Below are 26208 nucleotides of genomic sequence, written 5' to 3' on the forward strand. Positions count from 1 at the left end.
GTGTTGCGCGCGGCTCAGGCCGACACGTCCGGCTGCGGCAGGATCTGGACCCCGGAAATCCGCCAGTCGCCGCCTTGCATGACCATCCGGTAATCCAGCACGTGGGTCTCGCCGTCGGCATCCACCACGATGACCTTCTGCCACAGCGCCCCGCCGATCTCGCGCAGGTCGCCGAACCGCACGTCGCCGGGCCGCCAGACCATCGGATAGCCCTGCCGCACCATCGCCCCGAACCGCTCGGGCGAACCGAACAGCATCTGGATCGACGGGCTGGCAAAGGTGAAGGCGGTGGCGAAATCGTCCTTCAGGAAGGCGTCGATCTGGCTCTGGATCGTCGCTTCGATCCCCGGCTCGGGCGGCAGCGCCTGTTGCGCGTGGGCCGCCTGCATCCAGACCGCGCCGCCCAGCAGCAGCGCCATCGTCATTCCCAGAAATCCTTGCCGCATGGCCGGTCCTCCTCTGACACCGATCAAAGGTAAGACACGCACGCACCGCGTCAAAGGTTTCACCGGCCTGCGCGGCGGCGCTCAGCCTTCCGCCGCCAGGTCGCCCGCCAGCCCCTTGCGGATCAGCGCCGCGGTCTCGGGCACGCCGTAAAGCGCGATGAAGCCGCCAAAGCGCGGGCCCTGGCTCTGGCCCAGCAGCACTTCGTACAGCGCCTTGAACCAGTCGCGCAGCGGCTCGAAGCCATGCGCCTTGCCGACCGCGAAGACCAGCGATTGCAGCGTCTCGTCGTCGGTGGCGCCCTTGTGGCCTTCCAGCTGCGCCGCCAGGTCCTCCAGCGCCGCGCGCTCCTTTTCGTCCGGCGCGCGGAAGGTCTTGGTGGGCCGCACGAAATCCTCGTAATACTTCACCGCGAACCCCGCCGCCGCATCCAGGTCGGGATGGGTCTCAGGCGAGGCGTCGGGCGCGTAACGCCGGATGAAACCCCACATCGCCGCCTTGTCCTCGGCATGGGCGGCGCTGGCCAGGTTCAGCAGCATCGAGAACGGCACCACCATCCGGCTTTCCGGCACCGCGCCGTCATGGATATGCCAGACCGGGTTGTTCACCTGCGCCGCCAGGTCCTGCCCGGAATAGGCGCGCAGCTGCTGGTGGTATTCGTCCATCATCTTGGGGATGACGTCGAAATACAGCCTCTTGGCGGTCTTGGGTTTCAGGAACATGAAATACGACAGGCTTTCGGTGCTGGCATAGGCCAGCCATTCGTCGATCGAGATGCCGTTGCCCGACGACTTGGAAATCTTCTGCCCCTGGTCGTCCAGGAACAGCTCGTAGGTGAAATGCTCGGGCGGGCGCACGCCCAGCGTCCGGCAGATGCCGTCATAGATCGGCGTGTTGGTGCTGTGATCCTTGCCGTACATCTCGAAATCGACGCCCAGGGCCGCCCAGCGGGCGCCGAAATCGGGCTTCCACTGCAGCTTCACCTGCCCGCCGGTCACCGGCAGCGTCCATTCCCGCCCGTCCTCGTCGTCAAAGGTGATCTCGCCCTTCGCGGCGTCGACGTTCTTCATCGGCACGTACAGCACGCGCCCCGTCTCGGGATGGATCGGCAGAAAGATCGAATAGGTCTGCTGGCGTTCGTCGCGCAGCGATTTCAGCATGATCGCCATCAGGTCGTCATACTTCTCGGCCGCGCGCAGCAGGATCTCGTCGAACTGGCCGGACTTGTAGAATTCCGTGGCGCTGATGAACTCGTACTCGAAGCCGAACGTGTCCAGGAACCGCCGCAGCATGGCGTTGTTGTGATGGCCGAAGCTTTCGAATTCGCCGAACGGGTCGGGCACCGCGGTCAGCGGCTTTTGCAGGTGGTCGCGCAGCATGTCGCGGTTGGGCACGTTGCCCGGCACCTTGCGCATCCCGTCCATGTCGTCGGAAAAGCAGATCAGCCGCGTCGGGATGTCGCTGATCGTCTCGAAGGCGCGGCGGATCATCGTGGTGCGCAACACCTCGCCGAACGTGCCGATATGCGGCAGGCCCGACGGGCCATAACCGGTCTCGAACAGCACGTAACCCTTGTCCGGCGGCGCATTTTCATAGCGTTTCAGGATCCGGCGCGCCTCTTCAAAGGGCCAGGCCTTGGCGGTCATCGCCGCGTCGCGCAGTTCGGACATGATCTCGGGTCTCCTGAAGGGATCGCGCCGCTTCCTATTGTGCGCCGTCGGGGGCGTCAATAAATTGCTCGGTAAATCCCCGGTTTCCAAAGGATCTCCGCCATGTCGCAGCCCGAACCGCATCCGCTCAACCCGCAGGACTGCCTGGTGGCCCTGATGATCGCCGTTTCGGTGTCCGACGAAAACGTCCGCACCGTCGAACTGGTCAAGATCGAATCGGCGGTGAACAACCTGCCGGTCTTCGCCGATTACGATGCCGACCGCGTGCGGGTGATGTCCTCGCTGGTCTTCGACCTGTTCGAGCAGGAAGACGGGCTGGATGCGCTGTTCGGCCTGATCCGCGACAACCTGCCCGAACGGCTGTTCGAAACCGCCTATGCGCTGGCCTGCGACGTCGCCGCCGCCGACGGCACGCTGCAGGAAACCGAACTGCGCCTGCTCGAGGAAATCCGCTACGAGCTCGATATCGACCGGCTGCACGCCGCCGCCATCGAACGTGGCGCCCGCGCCCGGCACCTGCGCGCCTGACCAAAGGTCAGGTATCCCGGACTGACGCGCCGCCCCCGGATCGTTCAGAACAATCGACAGGCATTTTCCGCCAGATTGTTTCAGAAAACCTTTTCCGGGATCACGACATGAACCGCCTCACATTCACCGCCCTGGGCGTGGCGCTGCTGTGCCTGCTACCCATTCTGGCCGCCGCGACGCTTCCGGCCGCCCGGGGCGACGCGGGCACGCCGCCCGTGACCGGCACCGGCAAGGCTCAGCCCGGCCATCGCTGACCGGGCATGACGCCGCACCGGGGCCGCGCCCGGCGATCGCCGCTGGCCGTGTCGCGGCACTCAGGTGCTATGCACCACGCCCCAGCGTTCGATCAGCGCCTGTTGCAGGGTTTTCGCTCGGCGGTTCCACGCCGCCGCACCGGGCGGCCGCTCGGCATCCTCGCGCGCGATCCGGCTGCGCTGTTCGAGGTCGGCGGCGAAGATCGCAAAGACCACCTCGCGCCCGTCCGGCAGATCGGCAAAGCCGGCCAGCCCGCTGACGAAGTTCAGCGTGCCGGTCTTGGCCCGGACGGTGATCGGGTGGCCCTCGACCGGGCGGCCCTTTTCGTCGCGCAGCGCGATGGTCTTGAGCAGCGGCTTCAGCCCCTGGCGCTGCCGCAGCGCCGCCAGCGCCCGCACCATGTCCGCGGCGCCGATGCGGCTGGCATCGCCCAGCCCGGAATGATCCACCAGCGCGCAGCGGGTCAGACCCAGTTCGCGCACCGCCCACAGGTTCATCGCCGTCGCGGATCCGCGCAGGTCCACGGCAAAACCCAGCCGCGCGCGGCTGGCCGTCATGCCGACGACCTCGGCGGTCAGGTTGGTCGAATAGCGCAGCATGTCGCGCAGGATCACCCGCAGGGGCGGGCTCTCGTGCCGCGCCAGTTCAACGCCTTCGGACGGCGTGCGGTCGATCCGCGGCGCCGGCACGCGCAGCCCCGCCGCCGCCGCCAGCGCCTGGAACACCTCGCCGGCATAAAGCTCGGGCTTGCGCACCGGCAGCCAGCGCGCCCCACCATTGCCCAGCGCGCCGCGCGCCACCGTCCAGTTGTCGCGCTCATCCGCGTCGCGATAGGTGTAGACCGGCGCCTTGCGGCTCTCGAGCCGCATCCGTGCCATCCGCACCGCCGGCCGCAGCGTTTCCGACCGCGCGTCCATGGTGACAGAGTAGTCCTGGCCGTTGCGCCGCCATTCGAAATGCACGCGGTTGAAGTTCAGGTTCAGCCCCGACAGCGCCGGGTTATAGCCGACATGGTCGGGCTGGTCGGAATCGATCACGCCGGCAAAGGGCAACGCCCCGCCCCAGACCCGCAAGTCCCCGGAAATGCCGGTGATCCCGGCATCCCGCAACTGTCCGACCAGACCGTTCAGCGCGTCGGTGTCCAGTACCGGATCGCCGCCGCCGGCCAGGATCAGATCGCCCTGCAGCACCCCGTCCTCGACCGGCCCCGTCCCCAACACCCGGGTGACGAAATGATGCCCCGGCCCCAGCACGTCCAGCGCGTAGGCCGCGGTCAGCGCCTTGGCGACGCTGGCCGGCGGCATCCCCGCCGCGTCGTTGCCGCGTTCCAGGATCGTGCCGTCGGCGGTGTCCGCCACCGCAAAACCGACCGACCCCGACAGCCCCGATCGCGCGATCAGATCGTCCGCGCTCGGCTGGACGCGCTTGACGAAATCGCTGGCGCGCCCGACCGGCCGAAGCGACGTCGCCGGCGCCTCGGCCAGCGCGGGTGCGGCGCCGAACGCGGCAAGGGCGGTCAGGACATGGCGGCGGGACAAGAGCATCGTCATGCCCCTGATTTATCCGCGTCGCGGGCCGCTGGGCAAGCGGATCGGCGCCCGCCCACCATCACGTTTTCGCTGCGGGCGCGTCCGGCGCGTCGGCGCGCGGCCATTGCCCGGCATCGCGCAGCGCGGTCGAGCTGATGTCGCGCATCGGCACGTTGACATAGCACCAGGCCGGCGGCGCCGCCAAAGGCAGCAGCCGCGATGCCCGGCCCGACAGGCGTGCGGCGCGGAACACCCGCGACGCGACCGAGGCGCGCGCCGCGATGCGCTGGCCGGGCCGGGCCAGAACGCCGATCGGGGTGGTCGCCAGGATGTCGCGCCAGCGTTCCCAGCGGTGAAACTGCGCCAGGTTGTCGGCACCCATCAGCCAGACAAAGCGCACCCCGGGATGCGCCCGGTGCAACGCCTCCAGCGTCTCGGCGGTGTACAGCGTGCCGCTGCGGGCCTCGAAATCGCTGGCCGCCATGCGCGGATGACCCGCCAGCAGCGCGCGCGCCGCCTCGAGCCGCCGCGCCAGCGGTGCGGGCGGGCGCGGTTTCAGCGGATTGCCCGGCGAGACCAGCCAGATCACCCGGTCCAGGCCGAACCGGATCAGCGCATGGCGGCTGATATGCACATGCCCGGCATGCGGCGGATCGAACGACCCGCCCAGCAGGCCGATCGTCTGCCCCGGCCGCAGGCTTCCGCCTGCTTCGATCCGCGTCATGTGGCTGTCCATCCTCCGTTTGCGCAGGACAAAGCCGCATTTCCGGCGGGGGCGCAAGCATGCAGGCGCCTGTCCCTTGGCCGCTCGGCGCCGCCGGCAATGATGCGAACGTGATTGGCGCGCGAGCGGCGCCGCAGCCTAGGACTCGGGAACAGGCCCGCGTCGGGACGGCGCCCGCACGACACCTGGATACCGCATCGCCGCACAGGAAAGGCCACGCCATGCCGCTTTTTCCCCGCAACCCGGCGCGCAAGGCCCTGGCGCATGTCGCGCTTGCCCTGACGCTTGTGCTGACCCTGCCCGGCATGTCCGCCGCGCAATCCGTGAAACCGCTGCCCGACTACGTGGTCGCGCAATTCGGCCAGCCGCCCGCCGTGCCGTCCGGGCCGCTGGCCGACGATCTCGCCGCCGCGCTCGAACGCGCCTTCGTCGCGGGCATGAAACAACCCGCCTGGGCCGAAGCCCAGGCCTCGGCGCTGGCCATGATGATCGACGCGCGGGATCCGCGCCTGGCCTGGATCCTCGGCGACCTTCTGCGCTTCGCCGCCGGGCGCGATCTCAGCGCGCTGCTCGCCGACGCCGCCTCGGACCTTCTGGGCAAGGACATGCGCGGCCCGAACGCCTGGGGCACCCTCACCGATCACCTGATCGCCTGGGACATCCCCGCGCCGCCGGGCTATCTCGACATCAAGCGCGGCATCTTCACCGGCATCGTGCCGGGCTGGGACCGCATCTTTGTCCCCGGCGATATCGACTGGCGGCTGGTGTCCTGGGGCGGCGTGCTGATCGACGACCGCGCCTACGACACCACCGACCAGCCCTGCAACTGCATCCCCGCCGCCGACAACCCGCCGGTCACCAGCGCGCAGGACGCCACCTGGCTGTCCGACGACGCCATCGTCTTCGGGATCGAGATCAACGGCGAGGCCCGCGCCTATCCGCGCCGCATCATGGAGGTGCGCGAGATGGTCAACGACACGCTGGGCGGTCGCGATCTGGGCATCCCCTATTGCACGCTTTGCGGCTCGGCCCAGGCCTGGTTCACCGACGACCTGCCCGACGGCGTCGCGCGGCCGGTGCTGCGCACCTCGGGCCTGCTGATCCGCTCGAACAAGGTGATGTACGACCTGACCAGCTGGTCGGTCTTCGACACCTTCCTCGGCAAGGCGGTGACCGGGCCGCTGGCCGAAAAGGGCGTCCAGCTGAAACAGGCCACCGTCATCACCTCCGACTGGGGAAGCTGGAAGGCGGCGCATCCCGACACCACCGTGCTTGTCGAGACGCTCGCGCTTGGCCGTGATCCCGATTTCCGCAACGGCCGCGACGCCAACGGCCCGATCTTTCCGGTGGGCGATGTCGATCCGCGCCTGCCGGTGCACGAGGACGTCATCGGCGTGCTGACCGCCTCGGGCAAACCGGTCGCCTTCCAGCGCAGCGCCGCCTTCGTCGCCCTGCAAGCCGGACAGCAGGTCGGCTACGACGATGTCCGCCTGCATCTCGACGGCGGCGGCATCCGCGCCATGGGGGCGGACGGCACCGATCTGGGCAGCCACCAGGCCTTCTGGTTCGCCTGGTCGCAATTCCACCCTGGCACAGCGCTCTGGCCGAAATAACGCGCGCCGGCTTGGCTCGCATTCCGGCGACAGGCGGTTCGTTGAACCGGCGGTCACGCTGGCCTAATGTGCCGCGAAAATCCCGCTGCAAGCCCGGGATATCCGCAAGGGAACACGCGGCATGATCGCCTATGTCACCGTCGGCGCCGACGACCTCGCCCGGGCGAAACGGTTCTATTCGGCGTTCCTGCCGGCGCTCGGCTACGACCTCGAAGAGGGCCCCGAGGGCCTGAGCTACGTCATGCCCGCACAACCCGGCCAGCCCGTCGCCCCGCCCGATTTCTACGTCAAACCGCCCCATGACGGACGCCCGGCCTCGGCCGGAAACGGCAGCATGGTCGCGTTCGAGGCCCGCAGTCAGCAACAGGTCCGCGACCTTCACGCCGCGGCGCTTGCCGCGGGCGGCACCGACGAGGGCCGGCCGGGGTTCCGCGACGCCTACGGGGCGCATTTCTATGTCGGCTACCTGCGCGACCCCCAGGGCAACAAGATCGCGCTGTTCTCCTGCGATCCGAACGAACCCGGACGCGACGGATAGACCGCGCCGGGCGGCGGACGGCCGCGCATGGACGCGGATCGGGCGCCCGCCGCATGGCGCGCCAAGGGCGCCCACCACCCCCATTGCCCCGCCCCGCGCGCTCCCCTAGAACCTCTGCACCAGCGACAAGGGGGTCCCATGGCCAGCTACCAGTATGTCTACCACATGGACGGCGTCTCCAAGACCTATCCGGGCGGCAAGAAATGCTTTGAAAACATCCGCCTGAGCTTCCTGCCCGGCGTCAAGATCGGCGTCGTCGGCGTCAACGGCGCCGGCAAATCGACGCTGATGCGGATCATGGCCGGCATCGACAAGGATTTCTCGGGCGAGGCCTGGGCCGCCGAAGGCGTGCGCGTCGGGTATCTCCCGCAGGAACCGCAACTCGACGAAACCCTCAATGTCCGCGAAAACGTCATGCTGGGCGTCGCCGAGAAAAAGGCCAAGCTCGACAAGTACAACGACCTGGCGATGAACTATTCCGACGAGACCGCCGACGAGATGGCGCGCCTCCAGGACGAGATCGACAGCGCCAACCTGTGGGATCTCGACAGCCAGATCGACGTCGCGATGGAGGCGCTGCGCTGCCCGCCCGACGACGCCGATGTCTCGACCCTGTCGGGTGGCGAAAAGCGCCGCGTCGCGCTGTGCAAGCTGCTGCTCGAAGCGCCCGAGATGCTGCTTCTGGACGAACCCACCAACCATCTCGACGCCGAAACCATCGCCTGGCTGCAGAACCACCTGATCGAATACAAGGGCACGATCCTGATCATCACCCACGACCGCTATTTCCTCGACGACATCACCGGCTGGATTCTCGAACTCGACCGCGGCCGCGGCATCCCCTACGAGGGCAACTATTCCGCCTGGCTGGAACAGAAGGCCAAGCGCCTGGAACAGGAAGCGCGCGAGGACAAGGCCAAGCAGAAGACGCTGGAACGCGAACTGGAATGGATGCGGCAGGGCGCCAAGGCGCGGCAGGCGAAATCCAAGGCCCGCATCCAGGCCTATAACGAGATGGCGGGCCAGTCCGAACGCGAAAAGATCGGCCGCGCCCAGATCATCATCCCCTCGGGCCCGCGGCTCGGCGCCAAGGTGATCGAGGTCGACGGCCTGAAAAAGGCGATGGGCGACAAGCTGCTGATCGAGGACCTGACCTTTTCCCTGCCGCCCGGCGGCATCGTCGGCGTGATCGGCCCCAACGGCGCCGGCAAGTCGACACTGTTCAAGATGCTGACCGGGCAGGAAAAACCCGACGCCGGCAGCATCGAGTTCGGCGACACCGTGCAACTGGCCTATGTCGACCAGTCCCGCGACGACCTGGCCGCCAACGACACCGTGTGGGAGGCGATCTCGGGCGGTGCCGAGGTGATCAAGCTGGGCGATGCCGAAATGAATTCCCGCGCCTATTGCGGCGCCTTCAACTTCAAGGGCGGCGACCAGCAGAAAAAGGTCGGCCAGCTTTCGGGCGGCGAACGCAACCGCGTGCACATGGCGCGGCTGCTGAAATCCGGCGGCAACGTGATCCTGCTGGACGAACCGACCAACGATCTCGACGTCGAAACCCTGCGCGCGCTCGAAGACGCGCTCGTGGATTTCGCCGGCTGCGCCGTCGTCATCTCGCACGACCGCTTCTTTCTGGACCGCATCTGCACCCACATCCTCGCCTTCGAGGGCGAGGCGCATGTGGAATGGTTCGAAGGCGGCTTCACCGATTACGAGGAAGACAAGAAGCGGAGGCTTGGCCCGGACGCGGTGGAGCCGAAGCGCGTGAAGTTCAAGAAATTCGTGCGGTAGGGCGGGGTTCACCCCGCCGCGCCTCGAACCAAATCGCGGTCCGATTGGCCGACCGGACGGCGGGGTAAACCCCGCCCTACGCGGCCCATCGGCCTTCTCGGATATCCCGGTGAATGGACGAAAACGGCCATTTTTCGGGATCATCTACCAATCCGTGCTTCACCGGGTTGGTCAGGCAATACCGAACATGCGCGCCATTATCCGCCTGATCGCGAATATGGTGCTCCCAAAACCGCTCTTGCCAAATTCCGACCTGACCCTTCCGTAGGGCGGGGTTCACCCCGCCATCCACGCCAAGCGCGGGGACATCCGGCGCCCGTCCCGCCAACCGCACGCATTTCGAAAACCGCGCCTTGATCGCGCCCCACCGGTCGGAATAATTCGGATCGTCCTCCGGCAGGGTCCACACCGCATGCATGTGGTCCGGCAAAACGACCCAGGCATCAATGTGAAACGGCCGCCGCTTGCGCGTGACCAGCACCGCCTCGCGCAGGATGTCGATCTCGTCGACCAGCAGGCGGCTGGTCCGGTCAGCCAGGCAAACGGTGAAGAATACGGTCGCGGGACAGGGTTTGGGGCGTCGATAATTCGGCATGACGCATCATGGCCGATCATCGGTTAACCAAGGGTGAGGCGGGGGTGAACCCCGCCCGACGCCCCGCCCCCCTCGCCTTTCCCCTTGCCCTCGCGCCGTCAACCTGTCATACGCACCCTCGCTACGTTACCACTATCGCCTACCTGTCTCCCTAACCGGCTACAGCGCTTCGATTTTGCTCTGACTATGCCGGGCCGCAGCACTTCCGCGTGCGGCGACATTCTAGGAGACACACGATGGCCACTGGCACCGTGAAATGGTTCAACACCACCAAAGGCTTCGGCTTCATCCAGCCCGACTCGGGCGGCAAGGACGTGTTCGTGCACATCTCTGCTGTCGAGCGCGCCGGCCTGACCGGCCTCGCCGACAACCAGAAGATCAAGTTCGACCTGCAGTCCGGCCGTGACGGCCGCGAAAGCGCCGACAACCTCGAACTGGTCTGAGCCACGGCTCAGAGGGTCAGCGCCGCGGCATACATGCCCAGGCCAAAGACCGTATGGGCGACAAGCCCCAAGAAGCGCCCCTTTGCGGGCGCTTCCGTTTTTGACAGGGCCCAGCCCAGTCCCATGCCGGGATGCAGCAGGAACCAGCCGCCGGCGATCACCACCAGCGCAAAGATCCACACCGGCAGAAAACTCGGCGCGGCGAACCAGCCCGGCCCGGCGATCAGCGCAAAGATCACGCCATAGACCGCGCCCACCGCATAGTGGAACACCCAGCCCAGGGCCGTTTCGCCCGAAACCGGCGCCACCGCGCCGATATCGGTGTGAAACACCCGGCCCCGCGGCAGTTGCGCCACCCAGCGCCCGACCCGGCCCCAGTTCGGCATCGGCACGCCGGCCAGCCGCGCCAGCAGCCAGGCCCAAAGATCCATCGCCACCGTTCCGCCGATGCCGATGACCAGCCCCGCCCCGATCAAACCCATCGTGCCCTCCGTTTCGCGCCAGCCTGACCCGGACCGGCGCGCAGAGCAAGATCGCGCTGCGACCCGTGCCCCCTGCGGCAAACCCGCCCGATTAACCCTTTTGTCCCGGCGTGCCACACGCCCCCGGCCACGCGGCACCGATCCGTCCCGAAACCGCGCCGAATCGGACGGATCGGTCCGGCGCGCCGCCTCGGCCGCCCGCACCCCGCCCGGCAATCCGTCCCGAATCCGGGTGGAATCGGACGGATCGCTCAGCCGGCAAGACCCTGCCGATGGCGGTTGATGTTCCGCGCGCCGCGTTCGTCTCGCGGCAATTTTTCTTGCTCCGACTCACGCGTCATGGCATATCGCGGCCTGCTTGAGTTACCACTATCGCCTACCCTGTCTGCCTCTTCCGGCGACAGAGCAACCGATACTGCTCTGACCGGCGCCGGGCCGTTGCACACCGCACACGGCATTGAAAAGACAGGAGAAAACGGATGGCCACTGGCACCGTCAAATGGTTCAACACCACCAAAGGCTACGGCTTCATCGCGCCCGATGGCGGCGGCAAGGACATCTTCGTCCACATTTCCGCCGTGGAACGTTCGGGCCTGACCGGCCTCAAGGACAACCAGAAAGTCACGTTCGAGCTGCAGGCCGGCCGTGACGGCCGCGAAAGCGCCGTGGACATCAAGCTCGCCTAAGCGCAAGTCTCTGATCTGGAACGAAAAAATGGCCGGGGTCGCAGCAGCGCCCCGGCCGTTTGCGTTTTGGAAAGCCTAGTCTGCGAGAACGAAGGTCACCTTCAGATTGACCCGGTACTCGACGACCTTGCCATTCTCCACCAACACCTTCTGATCCTGCACCCAGGCGCCCTGGACGTTCTTCAGCGTCTGGCAGGCCCGGTCGACGCCGGTTGCCACGGCATCTTCAAAGCTTGTCGCGGACGAGGCGATGATTTCTGTCACACGGGCGACGGTCATGGTTTTCTCCTTTTCGGACGGGGTTCAGGGCAGTCAGGCCACCAGCCTACACCATCCGCGCCGATCCCGCATGGGTGCGCACAGATCCGCCGGGTGTCGCAGCGGGGAATGCGATACGCCGTCCCGCGCCCATCCGGCCACGGCGCGCCGACAGGCTGCGCAAGCGCTGACCCTACCGACCGTTTCGCGTACCGGCCCTCAGCCGCATTTGGAATGACCGCAGGATGCGCAGGTCATGCAACCCTCGACCATGCGCATCTCGTACTGGCCGCAGGACGGACAGGGCCTGCCACGCGGCAGGTCCAGGTTCACCACCTGCGCCTGCGGGTCTGATTTCAGCCCCATCCCCTCGCCTTCGAGGAACCCGATCGCCACCATGTGCCGCTCGATCACGCCGCCGATCGCGGCCAGGATCGACGGGATGTACTTGCCCTTGACCCAGGCGCCGCCGCGCGGATCGAACACCGCCTTCAGTTCCTCGACGACAAAGGACACGTCGCCGCCGCGCCGGAACACCGCCGAGATCATCCGCGTCAGCGCCACCGTCCAGGCGTAGTGCTCCATGTTCTTCGAGTTGATGAAAACCTCGAAGGGCCGCCGATGCCCACCCACGATAATATCGTTGATCGTCAGATAGATGGCATGCTCGCTGTCGGGCCATTTCAGCTTGTAGGTCTGCCCCTCCAGCGCCTGCGGCCGGTCCAGCGGTTCGGACATGTAGACCACTTCGGCACCTTCGCCGTCGCCGCCCCGGACCTGCTCGGGGGCCTCGGCCGGGGGCTTCTCCTCCGCCACGCTCAGCACCGATCCCGTTACGTCGTTCGGCCGGTAGGTGGTGCAGCCCTTGCAGCCCGACTCGTAGGCCGCCATGTAGACGTCCTTGAACGCTTCGAACCCGATATCCTCGGGGCAGTTGATGGTCTTGGAAATCGACGAATCCACCCATTCCTGCGCGGCGGCCTGCATCCGCACATGGTCCAGCGGAGCCAGCGTCTGGGCGTTGACGAAATGGTCGGGCAGCGGCGCATCGCCCTTCAGGTCGCGCCACATCTGCACGGCGTAATCGACCACTTCTTCCTCGGTCCGTGTGCCGTCCTTTTGCAGCACCTTGCGGGTATAGGCATAGGCGAAAACCGGCTCGATCCCCGAAGACACGTTCCCGGCATAGAGCGAGATCGTTCCCGTCGGCGCGATCGAGGTCAGCAGCGCGTTGCGGATGCCATGCTTGCGGATCGCGGCGCGCACGTCCTCATCCATCCGCATCATCGCGCCGCTGGCCAGGAACCTGTCGGCGTCGAAAAGCGGAAAGGCGCCTTTCTCGGTGGCCAGTTGCACCGACGCCATGTACGCGGCGCGGGCGATCCGCCTCAACCAGTCCGAGGTCTGTCGCGCCGCCTCCTGGGATCCATAGCGCAGACCCACCATCAGCAGCGCATCGGCCAGCCCGGTCACCCCCAGCCCGATCCGGCGCTTGTTGCGCGCTTCCTCAAGCTGTTGAGGCAACGGGAATTTCGACGAATCCACCACGTTGTCCATCATCCGCACTGCGGTCGCGACCAGGTCGTCCAACGCGTCGCTGTCGATGTCCGCACCGTCCTCGAAAGGCCGCGTCACCAGCCGCGCCAGGTTGATCGAGCCCAGCAGGCAGGCGCCGTAGGGCGGCAGGGGCTGTTCGCCGCAGGGATTGGTGGCGCTGATCGTCTCGCAATAGCTCAGGTTGTTCTCGGCATTGATCCGATCGATGAAGATCACGCCCGGCTCGGCGTAGTCGTAGGTCGCGCGCATGATCTTGTTCCACAGATCGCGCGCCTGCACGGTGTGATAGACCCGATCGCCGAAGGTCAGTTCCCACGGCCCGTCGGCCTTGACCGCCTCCATGAAGGCATCGGTGACCAGCACCGACAGGTTGAACATCCGCAACCGCGCGCTGTCGGACTTGGCGGCGATGAAGGCCTCGATATCGGGGTGATCGCAGCGCATCGTCGCCATCATCGCACCCCGGCGCGACCCCGCCGACATGATCGTCCGGCACATCGCATCCCAGACATCCATGAAGGACAGCGGCCCCGACGCATCCGCCGCGACGCCGGCCACCGGCGCACCCTTGGGCCGGATGGTGCTGAAATCGTAACCGATCCCGCCGCCCTGCTGCATGGTCAGCGCGGCCTCTTTCAGCATGTCGAAGATGCCGCCCATGTCGTCGGGGATCGTGCCCATGACGAAACAGTTGAACAGCGTCACCGCCCGCCCGGTGCCGGCGCCCGCGGTGATCCGTCCGGCGGGCAGGTACTTGAAATCCTCCAGCGCCGCATAGAACCGGTCTTCCCACAGCTTGGGATCGTCCTCGACCGCGGCCAGCGACCGGGCAATCCGCCGCCAGGTGTCTTCGACGGTCAGATCGATGGCCGTGCCCCCGGCATCCTTGAGTCGATACTTCATGTCCCATATCTGTTCGGCGATGGGGGCGGCAAAGCGGGTCATGGCAAGCGATTCTCCAAGGCAGGCAGACGAGAAAGCTACATCTAAACCGCAACAGGTTGAAGACGAGACGTAAAGCTATACCATATTCTGCGTGTCCTGGGGAAGAATCTGTGGATAAGTTCACCCATCTCATCAAGCTCAGCGTCGGCAGCGACAGCGTGGAAAGCCTGGGGGCGTGGTATGCCAGCCGGGCCGCCAAGGGGCCGGACGGCCTGCCGCGCCACGTCACCCGCATGTGGCCCCGGCGCGAGGCCGAACTGCTGAACGGCGGATCGATCTTCTGGGTCATCAAGGGTCTGGTGCAGTGCCGGATGCGGGTGCTGCGATTGGACCGTGTCACCGGCCATGACGGGATCGAACGTTGCGCCATCGTTCTGGACCCCGAGATCGTCCGCACCGCCACCGCACCGAAACGCCCGTTTCAGGGCTGGCGCTATCTGGCCCCGTCGGACGCTCCGCCGGACCTGCCCGAACATCGCCAGGACGAAGATGCGCTGCCCGCCGACCTTGCCGGCCGGTTGGCCGAGATCGGCGTGCTCTGAGGCATGTGCCGTGCGGCGGAACTGTCGTGAAAGCGGGACTGCTCGAACCGCTTCGGTGCGCCCGGACCGGACGCACCGTTGTTGCACGGGATCGTCAGAACCCGACGCCGCCCAGCAGTCCGCTCAGCGCGCTGCGCTCGCCGTTGAGCACCGAACTCGACACCGTGTGGCCCGGCGTACGCTTGCGCCGTGCATCGCCCAGCAAGAGCGTCGCGCCGATGGACAGCCGTTCGCCTTCCAGCCCGGTCACCAGGTCATCGCCCGAAACCTTGGCGTATTCGCCGCTGAACACGACCGGTCGCGAGCCGACGGTAGCGGTGTAGGACAGGCCGAACCCGGTTGTGTCGAGCGAGATATCGGCGTCGTCCACCGATGACTGCCGGTAGCTGACAAAGCCGCTGACCGTGTCGGTAAAGGCGAAATCGGCACCGACCCCAAAGCTCGACGCATGAAGGCTGTCGCCGCCGGCTTCGAAGGTGGACCTTACGCCGCTGCCCCAGAGGCTGGCCTGGTCGCCCAGATCCGCGCGGACCCGGAACCCAAGATCGGTCACGTCGACGATGCCGGACAGCTCGTCAAGATCGGTCTGTCCGACGAACAGGTTGCCTTCGAACACCGCGTTGCGGAACGTCGCCTCGATGCCGTAGCTGTCCAGGTTGACGATATCCCCGACGTCGGCATCGATCGAGTCGCGCGCGACGTAGACACCCAGACCGATCGTGTCGGTGACCCAATACCGGGGCGCCAGCGCCATCGAGAAATTGCGCAATTCGGCGCCATCATCTTTCAGGGTGTCGAAACCAAGATCGAAATCCGCAGAGAACTGGCCGAACCGCAGTTCGGTTTCGCTGAACAGCGAAATCCCGTCCGCATTTTCGCCCTCGGCGTTGAATGACGTGTAGGAAAGACCGACAGCCGTCGAATAGTCGAGATTTTGTGCCAAGGCCGGTGTTGCCACGGCAATACCCGCCACAAGGGCGACCGCATGTTTGCTCATAACTGCCTCGTAAACAGAGTTTTTATTGTGGTTCACTTGTCGCACCTTGGCGTCAGGCCCGCAATAGGGATTTCGTCGCGAAGCCGGGAATTCGGGGTGACGACACCGCCGGACATGGGTCCGTTCCACCGACGACGACCTGCGCTGGCAATCCCCGGCAAGACCGCTAGGGTGAACCGGACAAGCAAGAGGATGCCGCCATGCCCCAAGAATACGTGCCGCCCAAAGTCTGGAAATGGGAAACCGAAAGCGGCGGCACCTTTGCCAGCATCAACCGGCCCATCGCCGGACCGACCCATGACAAGACACTGCCGGTCGGAAAACACCCATTGCAGCTGTATTCGATGGGCACGCCGAACGGCGTCAAGGTGACCATCCTGTTGGAAGAGCTTCTGGCGCTCGGGCACGCCGGTGCGGAATACGACGCCTGGCTGATCAAGATCGGCGACGGCGATCAGTTCGGATCGGGTTTCGTCGAGATCAACCCCAATTCCAAGATCCCCGCCATGGTCGACCGATCCGGCGACAAACCGGTGCGCATCTTCGAATCCGGCGCGATCCTGCTTTACCTGGCCGAAAAGTTCGGTGCGTTTCTCGGCCAGCCGCAGGACCGGCCCGAGATGCTGTCCTGGCTGTTCTGGCAGATGGGCAGCGCACCTTATCTTGGCGGCGGCTTTGGCCATTTCTACGCCTACGCGCCCTACAAGATGGAATATCCGATCAACCGCTTCGCGATGGAGGTCAAGCGCCAGCTGGACGTGCTGGACCGGCACCTGGCCGATCACCGGTTCATGACCGGCGATGACTATACCATCGCCGATATCGCGATCTGGCCCTGGTATGGCCGCACCGTGCATGGCGAAAGCTATGATGCGGGCGAATTCCTCGATGTCGGGATCTACAAGAACGTGATCCGATGGGCCGACGAGATCCTGGCGCGACCCGCCGTGCAACGCGGGCGAATGGTCAACCGCACTTCGGGCGAGCCGCACGAACAGCTGCGCGAACGCCACGATGCATCGGATTTCGAGACACGGACACAGGACAAGATCGGCTGACACTGGTCGCGGCCCGGGCCCCCGCTAGATCGCGGGTCATGAGCAAGATCTACCAAGCCCGCGGCCTGTCCGTTCCCGCCGGCCGTCTGTCGCGCGCGGCGCGGATGGGCGGACTGACGACGTCCGTTCTTGGATCGATGGCGGTGAACGGCACCCGCGCGTTGGCCAGCGGCCAGCGCCCCCGCGCGCGCGATCTGCTGCTGACGCCCGGCAACGCCCACCGCATCACCGAACAGCTGGCGCAGATGCGCGGCGCGGCGATGAAACTGGGACAACTGCTGTCGATGGAGGCGGGCGATTTCCTGCCCGAGGAACTGGCCCGCGTTCTGGCCCATCTGCGCGCCGACGCCCACTACATGCCGCCCGCGCAGCTCAAGCAGGTGCTGATCCGTAACTATGGGCCGGATTTCCTCAAGCGGTTCAAGCGCTTCGACGTGCGTCCCGTGGCCGCCGCTTCGATCGGGCAGGTCCACCGGGCGGTGGCGCAGGACGGTCGGGAGCTGGCGCTGAAGATCCAGTATCCCGGTGTCCGGGCCGCGATCGACTCCGACATCCGCAACGTCGGCACGCTGTTGCGCCTGTCCGGCCTGTTGCCGCGCGATATCGATCTCGCCCCGCTGCTGGACGAAGCGCGGCGGCAATTGCACGAAGAGGCCGACTACCGCCGCGAGGCGCGTCAACTGGCATTCTTCGCTGAACAGCTCAAAGGTTCGACGGACTTCATCGTGCCGCGTCCGCATGACGACCTATCGACCGATGACATCCTGGCGATGGACTTCGTCGAAAGCACGCCCATCGACACACTCGAAACCGCTCCACAGGATGACCGCGATAGAACCATGTCGCGCCTGGTGGCGCTGTTCCTGCAAGAGCTGTTCGGCTGGCGCCGGGTCCAGACCGATCCGAATTTCGCGAATTACCGATACCAGTCGGAAACCGGGCGGATCGTCTTGCTGGATTTCGGCGCAACACGCGACATTCCCGAACCTCTGGTCGCGCGGTTCCATGACCTTCTGACCGCTGCGCTGGCCGGCGACCGCGACCGCCTACGCGCGGGCTTGATCGCCATCGGCTATTTCTCGGAGGCCACCCCGCCGCGACAGCAGGACATCATCATGGCGATGACCGACCTCGCGCAGCCGGTGCTGGCCGAAAGCGGACATGACTTCGGCGATACCTCGGTGCTTGCGGCCTTGCGGCGCGAAGGCATGCGGCTGGGCACGGACGAGGCATTCCGCGAAATCCCGCCTTTCGACGCGATCTACCTTCAGCGCAAGATCGCGGGGCTGGTCCTGCTGGCCACGCGGTTGCGCGCCCGGGTGCCGGTGCGCGATCTGGTGACCGCGCGCATTCGCTGACGCTCAGACGGCCAGCCGGGTCGTCAGTTCGGCCATGGTCATGCGGTCCTGGTCGGTCATCGCGGCACTGCGGCTGCGGAACAAGGTCGCCTGACTGCGCAGCACCGGTTCTTCGGACAGAATCTTGAGATGATTGGCGCGCAGCGTCTCGCCGGTCGAGGTGATGTCGGCGATCGCCTCGGCAGTGCGGTTTCGGATGGTGCCTTCTGTCGCGCCCTGGCTGTCGACAAGCTGGTAATCCGCCACGCCCCCCCGGCGCAGATAGGCGCGCACAAGCCGGTGATACTTGGTGGCTATGCGCATCCGAAAGCCGTGCCTGGCGCGAAAGGCCGCCGCCGCTGCGTCAAGATCGTCCAGCGTGTCGACATCGACCCAGGCGCTTGGCACTGCAACGATGAGGTCGGCAAAACCGAAGCCGAGTTCGGCCAGCGGTTCGACCTTCTGATCCCACTGCACCAGCTTTTCCTGAACCAGGTCTGTGCCGGTCACGCCAAGGTGGATCCGCCCCGCGGCCAGTTCGCGCGGGATCTCGCCCGCCGACAAAAGCACCAGCGCCATGTTGTCGATGCCATTGACCGCGCCCGAGTATTCGCGCTCCGACCCGGTGCGTTCCAGCGTGATACCGCGCTCGGCAAACCAGTCGAAGGTCTTCTCCATCAACCGCCCCTTGGACGGCACGCCCAGTTTCACACTCATGCCGCGCCTCGCAATGTCAGGACCAGGCCAGGCCGGATGACGCCGCCCACCGCCGGGATCGCGGCACCGTTGCCCAACCGCAGGGTCAGCGCGTCGTAGCGCCCGCCGGTCGCGACCGGCGGCAGGTCCGGTCTGTCGGGGCTGACGAAGCCAAAGACGAACCCGTCGTAATATTCCATCGACGTGCGGCCATAGCTGGCCTCGAAATCGAGACGGTCCACGGCAACGCCGCGCGCTGCCATCGCCTCGCATCGCCGCGCAAGCCGGTCGACCGCGGCTCCCACCGATGGCATGTCGACGGCAATGTCGCGCAGGTGTTCCAAAGCATAGGGGCAGGTTTCGGCCACCTTCAGCAGTGCCTCGATCAGAACGACCTCTTCGCGCGATAGCGGCGGTTGCGCGGCATCGTCGCGCAGCACTTCGATCCGCGCCGCGATCTCGGCCCGGCTGCGCAGCCCGATCACCGGACCTGCCTTGGCCATCGGGTCGGGATCGTCCAGCAGCGCGGCCCGTGTCGGCGGCACCGGGGTCTTGCCCGAGAACCGGTCGAGCAATGCCCGAAAACGCCGTGGTCGCCAGATGTGGCGCAGCAGTGCCGCGCGGCGCGCCTCGGTCGTCCGCAACCCCTCGACCGCCGCGGTCAGGATGCCGATATCGCCGGTCACCGGGCGCAGGCCCAGCCCGTCCAGCGTGTCGGCGAACAGCGCGAAGACCTCGGCATCGGCGGCCTCGGGATCGGTGCGGTCGAACACCTCATAGCCGACCTGCACGAATTCCGAATCCCGCTCCGGAAAGGAATCCTGCCGGCGGAACACCGTGCCGGAATAGGTGTAGCGCGCGGGCTCGGCGCCATTGTGCATGTGTTCCTGCACCACGGGCACGGTGAAATCCGGGCGCAGCATGACTTCGCCGCGGGCCGGGTCGGCGGTTATGTAGGCGCGTCCGCGGATATCCTCGCCATAGAGGTCCAGTAGCGTCTCGGCCGGTTGCAGAACCGCGCATTCCACCGGCTGCGCGCCCGCAGCCTGAAATGCGGCGCGCAGACGCGCAGCCTCGGCGCGTTCGGCGGCCAGGCTCATCCCTGGCTGTCCAGCATCGCGCGCACCTGCGCCACCAGGTCGGCACGGGGCACCTCGATCTGGCTGGGGCGCTCCTTCCATTCCTCGAGGCTGGCGTTCTCGGCGATCTGCGCGCCCAGGATCAGGTCCTTGATCTGCACGACGCCGTTGGCCTTTTCGTCCGCTCCCTCGATCACCGCGACCGGCGATTGCCGCTTGTCGGCGTATTTCAACTGGTTGCCGAAGTTCTTGGGATTGCCCAGGTAGACCTCGGCGCGGATGCCGGCCGAACGCAATTCGGCCACCATGGTCTGGTAATCCGCCATCCGGTCGCGGTCCATCACGGTCACGACGACCGGGCCCCGGCTTTCGCTGCCGATCCGGCCCTTTTCGCGCAAGGCCGCCAGCAGACGGTCGACGCCGATGGATACGCCGGTCGCGGGCACCGCCTGGCCGGTAAAGCGCTTGACCAGGTCGTCATAGCGCCCGCCGCCGGCGACGCTGCCGAACTGCCGCTTGCGCCCCTTGTCGTCGAGAATCTCGAAGGTCAGCTCGGCCTCGAAGACCGGGCCGGTGTAATAGCCCAACCCGCGCACGACCGAGGGATCGATCTCGATCCGGTCGGGGCCATAGCCCTGCGCATCGAGAAGCGCCGCGATCTGCTCCAGTTCGGCCACGCCCTCGGCGCCGATGGCAGAGCCGCCGATGGCAGCGCGCAGGTTGGCGAGAGTGTCGGCAGAGGTCGCGCCCTTGGAGGTCAGGAAGGCGACGACCGGTCCGGCCTGCGCATCGCTCAGACCCACCCCTTCGATAAAGGCGCCTGACGCATCCAGCCGTCCCTTGCCCAGCAATTCGCGCACGCCCGTCTCGCCCACCTTGTCGAACTTGTCGATGGTGCGCAGCACGGCGGCGCGCTGCTCGTCGTCCTTCAGGCCCATGACCTCGAGCACGCCGTTCAGCACCTTGCGGTTGTTGACCCGCACCACGTAATCGCCGCGCGGAATGCCCACGACCTCGAGGCAATCGGCCAGCAGGGCGCAGATCTCGGCATCCGCGGCGACCGACACCGCGCCCACGGTATCCGCGTCGCATTGATAGAACTGCCGGAACCGCCCCGGGCCGGGCTTTTCGTTGCGCCAGACCGGACCCATCGCATAGCGGCGATACGGCAGCGGCAGGTCGTTGCGGTGCTGGGCGTAAACGCGCGCCAGCGGCGCCGTCAGGTCATAACGCAAGGCCAGCCAGCCCTCGTCGTCATCCTCCCAGGCAAAGACGCCCTCGTTCGGGCGATCCACATCGGGCAGGAACTTTCCCAGGGCTTCGACCGTCTCGACCGCGGCGCTTTCCAAGGCGTCGAAACCATAGGCGTGATAAACCCCGGCGATCTGGCGCAGCATTTCGCTGCGCTCGGTCACCTCGGCGCCGAAATAATCGCGGAAACCCTTGGGCGTCTGGGCCTTGGGGCGCGGGGTCTTCTTGTCTTTGGCCATCGGTCCGCCTCGGCTGCAAATCCGCGGCCCGTTTATCGGCTTCGCCGCGGCGGGGCAAGCGACCGACTTGCAGCTTCACCTAGCTGGAAATATCCTCGGGGGGCTTGCCGCAGGCAAGCGGGGGCAGAAAGCCCCCTCCACCTCTGCAATCGAACTCTCCGCCGCCGTGACCGACCGCCAGACCCAGCTCGAAGAACGCCTCGCCGACCTGCTGCGGATCGTCGACGACCTGTCCTCGGTCGTCGCCCGCCAGGACCGCGAGATCGACCGCCTGACGGCGCGGGTCAGGATGCTGTTGGAGCGCGAAGCCGCGCGCGAGGCCGAAGCCACCGGCGGTGTGGTGATGGGCGACGAACGGCCACCGCATTACTGATCACTTGGACTTGATGTCCAGCGCCGCGACCTTGCCGTCGTGCAGCAGGATGTTCTTCCAGCGCACGTTGTCGCCGAACCGCTCGTATACGCTCAGGAAAGCCGTGTCGCGGGCCAGCGTCGACATGCGCGCGCCGCAGGGTCTGCCCTCGCCAACGCGGCAGACGCGCGACTTGATCGTCTCGTAGGCGGCATCGGTCTCGGAAACCGGAAGGGTCTTGGACGGCGCGCCGTAGCGCAGCTGTTCGTGCATTTCGGGCGATCCGAACAGCGCCAGAGCCGCGGTGAACTGGCGCGCGCAGCCATCGTCGAACCCGGTCACGAAAAAGGTGTGCGGAGCGGTACTGCCCGGAGCCGTGTCGTAAAGAACATAGCCGCGCCCGCGTTCGGGATAACGACCCACCTCGCGTCCCAGCCGGTTGACCGGCGTGCCGCAAAGCCGCGCGATCTGGCCGTAGGGCAGCGTCACGCCGGGGCCGACCTGCTCGTAGTCGGGCGCGCCGGGCGGCGGGGCGCCACGCGTCGGCGTCGTGCTGTCGGCTGCCGTGTTTCCACCGCGCAACGCGGCAAACAGGCCGCCGCGGCGTGGTTCCGTTGCAGCGGGAACGGCCGGTTCGGCGTCGGGGGCGGGTTCAGCCATCGCGGACCCTGCCGGTGCCACGTCTTGCGGAACCGCTGCGTCGTCCTGCTGCACGGGCGATTGCGCGGCGTCGGCGCGGGCACGCAGAAAGCCCAACAGCCCGCGGCGCGGTTTCTCGTCTTCGGCGATGGCCGGCGCAGGCGCATCGGCTATCGCGGTTTCGTCACCGGCGGGCGCTGCCAGCGCTTCGGCCTGAGCCGCGTTTTCGGGCACGTCGAGATCGGCCAGTTTCGGCACGTCGTCCAGCGCATCGCCGCAGCCCGCGGCAAGGCTCAGCACCAGCAATCCGATCGCTATCCCGCGCATCATCCCCTCTCCGTCGCCCCGAACCGGTTTACCTGCTACGCCACAAGCCGTCCAGCGAGCGGCGCTCAGAACTCCTCGACGGCCATCACCCCGGGCAGCGACTTGATGGCACCGCGGATCTCGGGCGTCACAGGGAATTCCTGGTGCAGGTCGATCTCGACCTCGCCGGGCAGGCCGGCATCGCTCAGGCACAGCCGCACCGGTCCGCGCGCCGTCCGGGGCATCTGCTCGGCCGCCCGGCCCAGCACCGAAGCCAGATTCGGAACGGCCTCGGGCGTCTCGACGAAAATGCGCAGGCCCGCGACACCGGCGCCAGCCGCCACGGTGTCGACCGGTTGCACCGCGCGGCCCAGCAGCTTGAGCTGGTCGGCCTCCATCGTCGCCTCGACCGTGACCACGACCTTGGCACCCGTTTCGAGGTGGTCGCGCGCCTCTTCCAGCGTGTCCGAGAACAGCGTGACCTCGTAGGCGCCGGTGGTGTCGGAAAGCTGGCAAAAGGCAAAGCGGTTGCCGCGCGCCGATTTGCGTTCCTGCCGGCCGGCGACGACACCGGCCAGCTTGGCCACCAGCGGCGCCGCCTCTGCCTTGGCCGTCACTTCGTCCAGCGTCAGCACGCCGGCGCGTTTCAACGGCGCCATGTAATCGTCCAGCGGATGGCCGGACAGGTAAAAGCCGATCGCCTTGAATTCCTCGCTCAGCCGTTCGGCGGGCAGCCAGTCAGCCACCGGCGACAGGCGCGGTTCGGGCAGGTCATCGCCGGCCTCGCCGAACAGGGACACCTGGTTCGACGATTTCTGGTCGTGGATCGCCGCGGAATAGGCCACCAAGGCATCCAGGCTGTCGAACACCCGACGCCGGTTCGCGTCAAGCACGTCGAAGGCACCGGCCCGCGCCATCATCTCGAGCGGCCGCTTGCCGATCCGTTTCAGATCGACCCTTCGGGCAAAGTCGAACAGCGTGGCAAAGGGCTTGTCGCCGTTTTCGCCCTGCGCGCCTTCGGCGCGACGCCCCTCGACCACCAGGCGCATCGCCTCGACCCCGACATTCTTGAGCGCGCCCAGGGCATAGACCAGGTGCCCGTCATGCACATCGAAGGTCGCCTGGCTGCGGTTCACGCAGGGCGGCACGTAAGGCAGGCCCAGGCCCTTCTTCACCTCTTCGAAATAGACCGCCAGCTTGTCGGTCAGGTGCAGGTCGCAGTTCATCACGCCGGCCATGAACTCGACCGGGTGATTGGCCTTGAGCCATGCGGTCTGGTAGCTGACCACTGCGTAAGCCGCGGCATGCGATTTGTTGAAGCCGTAATTCGCGAACTTGTCGAGAAGGTTCCAGACCTCCAGCGCCTTGTCCTTGTCGACGCCGTTCTTGGCGGCGCCATCCAGGAATTTCGGGCGTTCGGCGTCCATCGCCTCCTGGATCTTCTTGCCCATGGCGCGGCGCAGCAGGTCGGCCCCGCCAAGGCTGTAGCCGGCCATCTCCTGCGCGATCTGCATCACCTGTTCCTGGTAGACGATGATGCCCTGGGTTTCGTCCAGGATGTGATCGATCGTGGGATGCAGGCTGTCGCGTTCGCGCAGGCCGTTCTTGACCTCGCAATAGGTCGGGATGTTCTCCATCGGACCGGGCCGGTAAAGGGCAACCAGCGCAACGATGTCCTCGATGCAAGTGGGCTTCATGCGCTTGAGCGCATCCATCATGCCCGAGCTTTCCACCTGGAACACGGCGACCGTCCTGGCGGCCGCGTACAGCTTGTAGGATCGCTCGTCGTCCAGCGGGATGGCGTTGATCTGGTTCTCGGCCCCCGGGGCAGGGTCGTAAAGCTCGGTCCCGTCGGCGGCGATGTGCAGCGCGCGGCCGGTCTTCAGGATCAGATCGACGGCATTCTGGATCACTGTCAGGGTCTTCAGACCCAGAAAGTCGAACTTGACCAGCCCCGCCGCCTCGACCCATTTCATGTTGAACTGGGTGGCCGGCATTTCCGAACGTGGATCGCGGTAGAGCGGTACGAGCTCGTCCAGCGGACGGTCGCCGATCACAACGCCGGCGGCATGGGTCGACGCGTTGCGCAACAGCCCTTCGACCTGCTGGCCGTAGGTCAGCAACCGGTCCACCACCTCTTCGGCCCTGGCCTCTTCGCGCAGACGCGGCTCGTCGGCCAGCGCCTTTTCGATGCTGACGGGCTTGACCCCTTCGACCGGGATCATCTTGGACAACCGGTCGACCTGGCCATAGGGCATCTGCAAGACGCGGCCCACATCACGCACCGCCGCCTTGGACAGCAGCGCGCCGAAGGTGATGATCTGCGCCACCCGGTCGTGGCCGTATTTCTGCTGGACATAGCCGATCACCTCTTCGCGGCGGTCCATGCAGAAGTCGATGTCGAAATCGGGCATGCTGACCCGCTCGGGATTCAGGAAGCGCTCGAACAGCAGGGAATAGCGCAGCGGGTCCAGGTCGGTGATGGTCAGCGCATAGGCCACCAGGCTGCCGGCGCCCGACCCCCGCCCCGGCCCAACCGGGATGTCCTGATCCTTGGCCCATTTGATGAAGTCGGCGACGATCAGGAAATAGCCGGGAAAGCCCATCCCCACGATGATGCCCAGCTCGAATTCCAGCCGCTTTTCGTATTCTTCGACCGGCGCCGCGTGCGGGATCACCGCCAGACGTTCCGCCAGCCCTTCCTTCGCCTGGCGGCGCAGTTCCTCGACCTCGTTCTCGGCAAAGCGCGGCAGGATCGGATCGCGCTTGTAGGCCATGAAGGCGCAGCGCCGCGCGATCTCGACGGTGTTCTCCAGCGCCTCTGGCAGGTCGGCGAACAGCACCGCCATTTCCTGCGGGCTCTTGAAATAGTGCTGAGGCGTCAGGCGGCGGCGCGGTTCCTGCTGGTCGACATAGGCACCCTCGGCGATGCAGATCAGCGCGTCATGCGCCTCGTACATGTCGGATTTCGGGAAATAGACATCGTTGGTGGCGACCAGCGGCAGCCCCATCTCATAGGCCATCTCGACAAAGCCGCGTTCGGTCAGACGTTCGGCCTCGGGCGCGCTGCCATCCTCGCCCGGGTGGCGCTGCAGTTCGACATAGAGCCGGTCGTGGTAGATGCCGTGCAGCCGGGTCAGCAAGGTCTGCGCCGCGGCGGCCTGCCCCTGCTGCAACAACATGCCCACCGGCCCCTCGGGCCCGCCGCTGAGACAGATCAGCCCGTCGCCATGCCGTTGCAATTCGTCCAGCGTCACATGCGGCAACGCGCCGTCCCGCCGCAGGTACAGGCACGAATTCAGCTTCATCAGATTCTCGTAGCCGGTCTCGTTCTGGGCCAGCAGGACGACCGGCGCGGGGTCGCGCGGCCGCTGACCCGGTTCGGGCTCGACATGGCGCAGGTCGATCTGGCAGCCGATGATCGGCTGTACGCCCGCGCCGCTGGAGGCGACGGAAAACTCCAGCGCCGCGAACAGGTTGTTGGTGTCGGTCACCGCCACCGCCGGCATATCTGCTTTCCGGCACAGGTCGGGCAGCGACTTGAGCCGGACCGCGCCTTCCAACAGCGAATACTCGGTGTGGACGCGAAGGTGGATGAATCGGGGATCGCTGCTCATGCCCCGAGGCTAGCCCAGCCCGCGGCGGGGCAAA

At 66.5% G+C, this 26208-nt stretch carries 25 protein-coding genes; 11 read left to right on the forward strand and 14 right to left on the reverse strand.

Translation table 11 applies throughout. From position 1 onward, the window contains the following. Positions 1-14: 14 nt before the first annotated feature. Both KUH32_RS03230 and KUH32_RS03235 read right to left on the reverse strand, forming a co-directional pair. Positions 15-446, reverse strand: coding sequence for a DUF4864 domain-containing protein (locus KUH32_RS03230; protein ID WP_217776625.1), 432 nt, complete (start codon positions 444-446; stop codon positions 15-17). An 81-nt stretch (positions 447-527) separates the two neighbouring features. After that, a complete protein-coding gene (locus KUH32_RS03235) occupies positions 528-2114 on the reverse strand; it encodes a lysine--tRNA ligase (protein ID WP_217776626.1) in 1587 nt (528 codons plus the stop codon). Between the two features lie 102 nt (positions 2115-2216). Between KUH32_RS03235 and KUH32_RS03240 the strand changes: the two genes are divergently transcribed. Both KUH32_RS03240 and KUH32_RS03245 read left to right on the forward strand, forming a co-directional pair. Further along, positions 2217-2642 carry a tellurite resistance TerB family protein gene (locus KUH32_RS03240; protein ID WP_217776627.1) on the forward strand — a complete coding sequence of 142 codons (426 nt, stop codon included), beginning with the start codon at positions 2217-2219 and terminating at the stop codon, positions 2640-2642. Between the two features lie 107 nt (positions 2643-2749). Beyond that, a complete protein-coding gene (locus KUH32_RS03245) occupies positions 2750-2896 on the forward strand; it encodes a hypothetical protein (protein ID WP_217776628.1) in 147 nt (48 codons plus the stop codon). 60 nt (positions 2897-2956) lie between these two features. On the opposite strand, the gene dacB is transcribed toward KUH32_RS03245, so the two are convergent. After that, positions 2957-4447 carry a D-alanyl-D-alanine carboxypeptidase/D-alanyl-D-alanine endopeptidase gene (dacB, locus tag KUH32_RS03250; protein ID WP_217776629.1) on the reverse strand — a complete coding sequence of 497 codons (1491 nt, stop codon included), beginning with the start codon at positions 4445-4447 and terminating at the stop codon, positions 2957-2959. A gap of 58 nt (positions 4448-4505) precedes the next feature. Next, complete coding sequence (locus KUH32_RS03255; protein ID WP_217776630.1) at positions 4506-5150, reverse strand: nicotinate-nucleotide adenylyltransferase; 645 nt, start codon at positions 5148-5150, stop codon at positions 4506-4508. A 221-nt stretch (positions 5151-5371) separates the two neighbouring features. Here KUH32_RS03255 and KUH32_RS03260 point away from each other — a divergent pair, with 221 nt between their 5' ends. From KUH32_RS03260 to ettA, 3 genes are all read left to right on the forward strand, one after another. Next, positions 5372-6763, forward strand: a complete 1392-nt coding sequence (locus KUH32_RS03260; RefSeq protein WP_217776631.1) for a DUF3179 domain-containing (seleno)protein — start codon at positions 5372-5374, stop codon at positions 6761-6763. A gap of 121 nt (positions 6764-6884) precedes the next feature. Then, positions 6885-7301: a VOC family protein gene (locus tag KUH32_RS03265; RefSeq protein WP_217776632.1), complete on the forward strand. Its 417-nt coding sequence runs from the start codon at positions 6885-6887 to the stop codon at positions 7299-7301. Between the two features lie 138 nt (positions 7302-7439). Then, the gene (gene ettA, locus KUH32_RS03270) at positions 7440-9095 is read left to right on the forward strand and encodes an energy-dependent translational throttle protein EttA (RefSeq protein WP_217776633.1); all 1656 of its coding nucleotides are present in this window, start codon (positions 7440-7442) and stop codon (positions 9093-9095) included. A gap of 76 nt (positions 9096-9171) precedes the next feature. On the opposite strand, the gene KUH32_RS03275 is transcribed toward ettA, so the two are convergent. Then, entirely contained in the window at positions 9172-9690 is a 519-nt protein-coding gene (locus KUH32_RS03275; protein WP_217776634.1) for an REP-associated tyrosine transposase, read from the reverse strand. Positions 9691-9926: 236 nt separating this feature from the next. On the opposite strand from KUH32_RS03275, the gene KUH32_RS03280 reads away from it, so the two are divergent. Next, complete coding sequence (locus KUH32_RS03280) at positions 9927-10133, forward strand: cold-shock protein (protein ID WP_217776635.1); 207 nt, start codon at positions 9927-9929, stop codon at positions 10131-10133. Positions 10134-10141: 8 nt separating this feature from the next. On the opposite strand, the gene KUH32_RS03285 is transcribed toward KUH32_RS03280, so the two are convergent. Then, positions 10142-10615 carry a DUF2938 domain-containing protein gene (locus KUH32_RS03285; protein WP_217776636.1) on the reverse strand — a complete coding sequence of 158 codons (474 nt, stop codon included), beginning with the start codon at positions 10613-10615 and terminating at the stop codon, positions 10142-10144. Between the two features lie 479 nt (positions 10616-11094). On the opposite strand from KUH32_RS03285, the gene KUH32_RS03290 reads away from it, so the two are divergent. Continuing rightward, positions 11095-11301, forward strand: coding sequence for a cold-shock protein (locus tag KUH32_RS03290; protein ID WP_217776637.1), 207 nt, complete (start codon positions 11095-11097; stop codon positions 11299-11301). Between the two features lie 75 nt (positions 11302-11376). Here the strand turns inward: KUH32_RS03290 and KUH32_RS03295 are convergent, their stop codons facing one another. Further along, positions 11377-11580: a dodecin family protein gene (locus KUH32_RS03295; RefSeq protein ID WP_217776638.1), complete on the reverse strand. Its 204-nt coding sequence runs from the start codon at positions 11578-11580 to the stop codon at positions 11377-11379. Positions 11581-11778: 198 nt separating this feature from the next. Next, a complete protein-coding gene (locus KUH32_RS03300) occupies positions 11779-14061 on the reverse strand; it encodes an adenosylcobalamin-dependent ribonucleoside-diphosphate reductase (RefSeq protein WP_217776639.1) in 2283 nt (760 codons plus the stop codon). 110 nt (positions 14062-14171) lie between these two features. On the opposite strand from KUH32_RS03300, the gene KUH32_RS03305 reads away from it, so the two are divergent. Continuing rightward, entirely contained in the window at positions 14172-14603 is a 432-nt protein-coding gene (locus KUH32_RS03305; protein WP_217776640.1) for a DUF1489 family protein, read from the forward strand. Between the two features lie 94 nt (positions 14604-14697). Here KUH32_RS03305 and KUH32_RS03310 read toward each other — a convergent pair whose 3' ends face one another. Continuing rightward, entirely contained in the window at positions 14698-15600 is a 903-nt protein-coding gene (locus KUH32_RS03310; RefSeq protein WP_217776641.1) for a hypothetical protein, read from the reverse strand. Between the two features lie 200 nt (positions 15601-15800). On the opposite strand from KUH32_RS03310, the gene yghU reads away from it, so the two are divergent. Both yghU and KUH32_RS03320 read left to right on the forward strand, forming a co-directional pair. Beyond that, the gene (gene yghU / locus KUH32_RS03315; protein ID WP_217776642.1) at positions 15801-16658 is read left to right on the forward strand and encodes a glutathione-dependent disulfide-bond oxidoreductase; all 858 of its coding nucleotides are present in this window, start codon (positions 15801-15803) and stop codon (positions 16656-16658) included. A 38-nt stretch (positions 16659-16696) separates the two neighbouring features. Beyond that, the gene (locus KUH32_RS03320) at positions 16697-18016 is read left to right on the forward strand and encodes an ABC1 kinase family protein (RefSeq protein ID WP_217776643.1); all 1320 of its coding nucleotides are present in this window, start codon (positions 16697-16699) and stop codon (positions 18014-18016) included. A 3-nt stretch (positions 18017-18019) separates the two neighbouring features. Here the strand turns inward: KUH32_RS03320 and hisG are convergent, their stop codons facing one another. From hisG to hisS, 3 genes are read right to left on the reverse strand one after another with little or no spacing between them, the layout of a single operon-like run. Beyond that, positions 18020-18712: an ATP phosphoribosyltransferase gene (gene hisG / locus KUH32_RS03325; RefSeq protein ID WP_217776644.1), complete on the reverse strand. Its 693-nt coding sequence runs from the start codon at positions 18710-18712 to the stop codon at positions 18020-18022. After that, entirely contained in the window at positions 18709-19791 is a 1083-nt protein-coding gene (locus KUH32_RS03330; protein WP_217776645.1) for an ATP phosphoribosyltransferase regulatory subunit, read from the reverse strand. The genes hisG and KUH32_RS03330 overlap by 4 nt, the downstream gene beginning before the upstream one ends. Next, on the reverse strand, positions 19788-21260 hold the full coding sequence (gene hisS, locus KUH32_RS03335) for a histidine--tRNA ligase (protein WP_217776646.1): 1473 nt from the start codon (positions 21258-21260) through the stop codon (positions 19788-19790). Before hisS ends, KUH32_RS03330 begins: the two co-directional genes overlap by 4 nt. Positions 21261-21426: 166 nt before the next feature. Here hisS and KUH32_RS03340 point away from each other — a divergent pair, with 166 nt between their 5' ends. Beyond that, complete coding sequence (locus KUH32_RS03340; protein ID WP_217776647.1) at positions 21427-21633, forward strand: SlyX family protein; 207 nt, start codon at positions 21427-21429, stop codon at positions 21631-21633. On the opposite strand, the gene KUH32_RS03345 is transcribed toward KUH32_RS03340, so the two are convergent. Beyond that, positions 21634-22578, reverse strand: coding sequence for a hypothetical protein (locus tag KUH32_RS03345; RefSeq protein WP_217776648.1), 945 nt, complete (start codon positions 22576-22578; stop codon positions 21634-21636). A 65-nt stretch (positions 22579-22643) separates the two neighbouring features. Next, positions 22644-26174, reverse strand: a complete 3531-nt coding sequence (gene dnaE, locus KUH32_RS03350) for a DNA polymerase III subunit alpha (RefSeq protein WP_217776649.1) — start codon at positions 26172-26174, stop codon at positions 22644-22646. Positions 26175-26208 lie beyond the last annotated feature (34 nt).

This window comes from Thalassococcus arenae (genome assembly GCF_019104745.1).
Classification (GTDB): domain Bacteria; phylum Pseudomonadota; class Alphaproteobacteria; order Rhodobacterales; family Rhodobacteraceae; genus Thalassococcus_B; species Thalassococcus_B arenae.

What these genes read in the sequence shown, in the direction of transcription:
- KUH32_RS03230 (WP_217776625.1), bottom strand. Translation starts at nt 446, where the DNA reads ATGCGGCAAGGATTTCTGGGAATGACGATGGCGCTGCTGCTGGGCGGC.
- KUH32_RS03235 (WP_217776626.1), bottom strand. Translation starts at nt 2,114, where the DNA reads ATGTCCGAACTGCGCGACGCGGCGATGACCGCCAAGGCCTGGCCCTTT.
- KUH32_RS03240 (WP_217776627.1), top strand. Translation starts at nt 2,217, where the DNA reads ATGTCGCAGCCCGAACCGCATCCGCTCAACCCGCAGGACTGCCTGGTG.
- KUH32_RS03245 (WP_217776628.1), top strand. Translation starts at nt 2,750, where the DNA reads ATGAACCGCCTCACATTCACCGCCCTGGGCGTGGCGCTGCTGTGCCTG.
- dacB (WP_217776629.1), bottom strand. Translation starts at nt 4,447, where the DNA reads ATGACGATGCTCTTGTCCCGCCGCCATGTCCTGACCGCCCTTGCCGCG.
- KUH32_RS03255 (WP_217776630.1), bottom strand. Translation starts at nt 5,150, where the DNA reads ATGACGCGGATCGAAGCAGGCGGAAGCCTGCGGCCGGGGCAGACGATC.
- KUH32_RS03260 (WP_217776631.1), top strand. Translation starts at nt 5,372, where the DNA reads ATGCCGCTTTTTCCCCGCAACCCGGCGCGCAAGGCCCTGGCGCATGTC.
- KUH32_RS03265 (WP_217776632.1), top strand. Translation starts at nt 6,885, where the DNA reads ATGATCGCCTATGTCACCGTCGGCGCCGACGACCTCGCCCGGGCGAAA.
- ettA (WP_217776633.1), top strand. Translation starts at nt 7,440, where the DNA reads ATGGCCAGCTACCAGTATGTCTACCACATGGACGGCGTCTCCAAGACC.
- KUH32_RS03275 (WP_217776634.1), bottom strand. Translation starts at nt 9,690, where the DNA reads ATGCCGAATTATCGACGCCCCAAACCCTGTCCCGCGACCGTATTCTTC.
- KUH32_RS03280 (WP_217776635.1), top strand. Translation starts at nt 9,927, where the DNA reads ATGGCCACTGGCACCGTGAAATGGTTCAACACCACCAAAGGCTTCGGC.
- KUH32_RS03285 (WP_217776636.1), bottom strand. Translation starts at nt 10,615, where the DNA reads ATGGGTTTGATCGGGGCGGGGCTGGTCATCGGCATCGGCGGAACGGTG.
- KUH32_RS03290 (WP_217776637.1), top strand. Translation starts at nt 11,095, where the DNA reads ATGGCCACTGGCACCGTCAAATGGTTCAACACCACCAAAGGCTACGGC.
- KUH32_RS03295 (WP_217776638.1), bottom strand. Translation starts at nt 11,580, where the DNA reads ATGACCGTCGCCCGTGTGACAGAAATCATCGCCTCGTCCGCGACAAGC.
- KUH32_RS03300 (WP_217776639.1), bottom strand. Translation starts at nt 14,061, where the DNA reads ATGACCCGCTTTGCCGCCCCCATCGCCGAACAGATATGGGACATGAAG.
- KUH32_RS03310 (WP_217776641.1), bottom strand. Translation starts at nt 15,600, where the DNA reads ATGAGCAAACATGCGGTCGCCCTTGTGGCGGGTATTGCCGTGGCAACA.
- yghU (WP_217776642.1), top strand. Translation starts at nt 15,801, where the DNA reads ATGCCCCAAGAATACGTGCCGCCCAAAGTCTGGAAATGGGAAACCGAA.
- KUH32_RS03320 (WP_217776643.1), top strand. Translation starts at nt 16,697, where the DNA reads ATGAGCAAGATCTACCAAGCCCGCGGCCTGTCCGTTCCCGCCGGCCGT.
- hisG (WP_217776644.1), bottom strand. Translation starts at nt 18,712, where the DNA reads ATGAGTGTGAAACTGGGCGTGCCGTCCAAGGGGCGGTTGATGGAGAAG.
- KUH32_RS03330 (WP_217776645.1), bottom strand. Translation starts at nt 19,791, where the DNA reads ATGAGCCTGGCCGCCGAACGCGCCGAGGCTGCGCGTCTGCGCGCCGCA.
- hisS (WP_217776646.1), bottom strand. Translation starts at nt 21,260, where the DNA reads ATGGCCAAAGACAAGAAGACCCCGCGCCCCAAGGCCCAGACGCCCAAG.
- KUH32_RS03345 (WP_217776648.1), bottom strand. Translation starts at nt 22,578, where the DNA reads ATGCGCGGGATAGCGATCGGATTGCTGGTGCTGAGCCTTGCCGCGGGC.
- dnaE (WP_217776649.1), bottom strand. Translation starts at nt 26,174, where the DNA reads ATGAGCAGCGATCCCCGATTCATCCACCTTCGCGTCCACACCGAGTAT.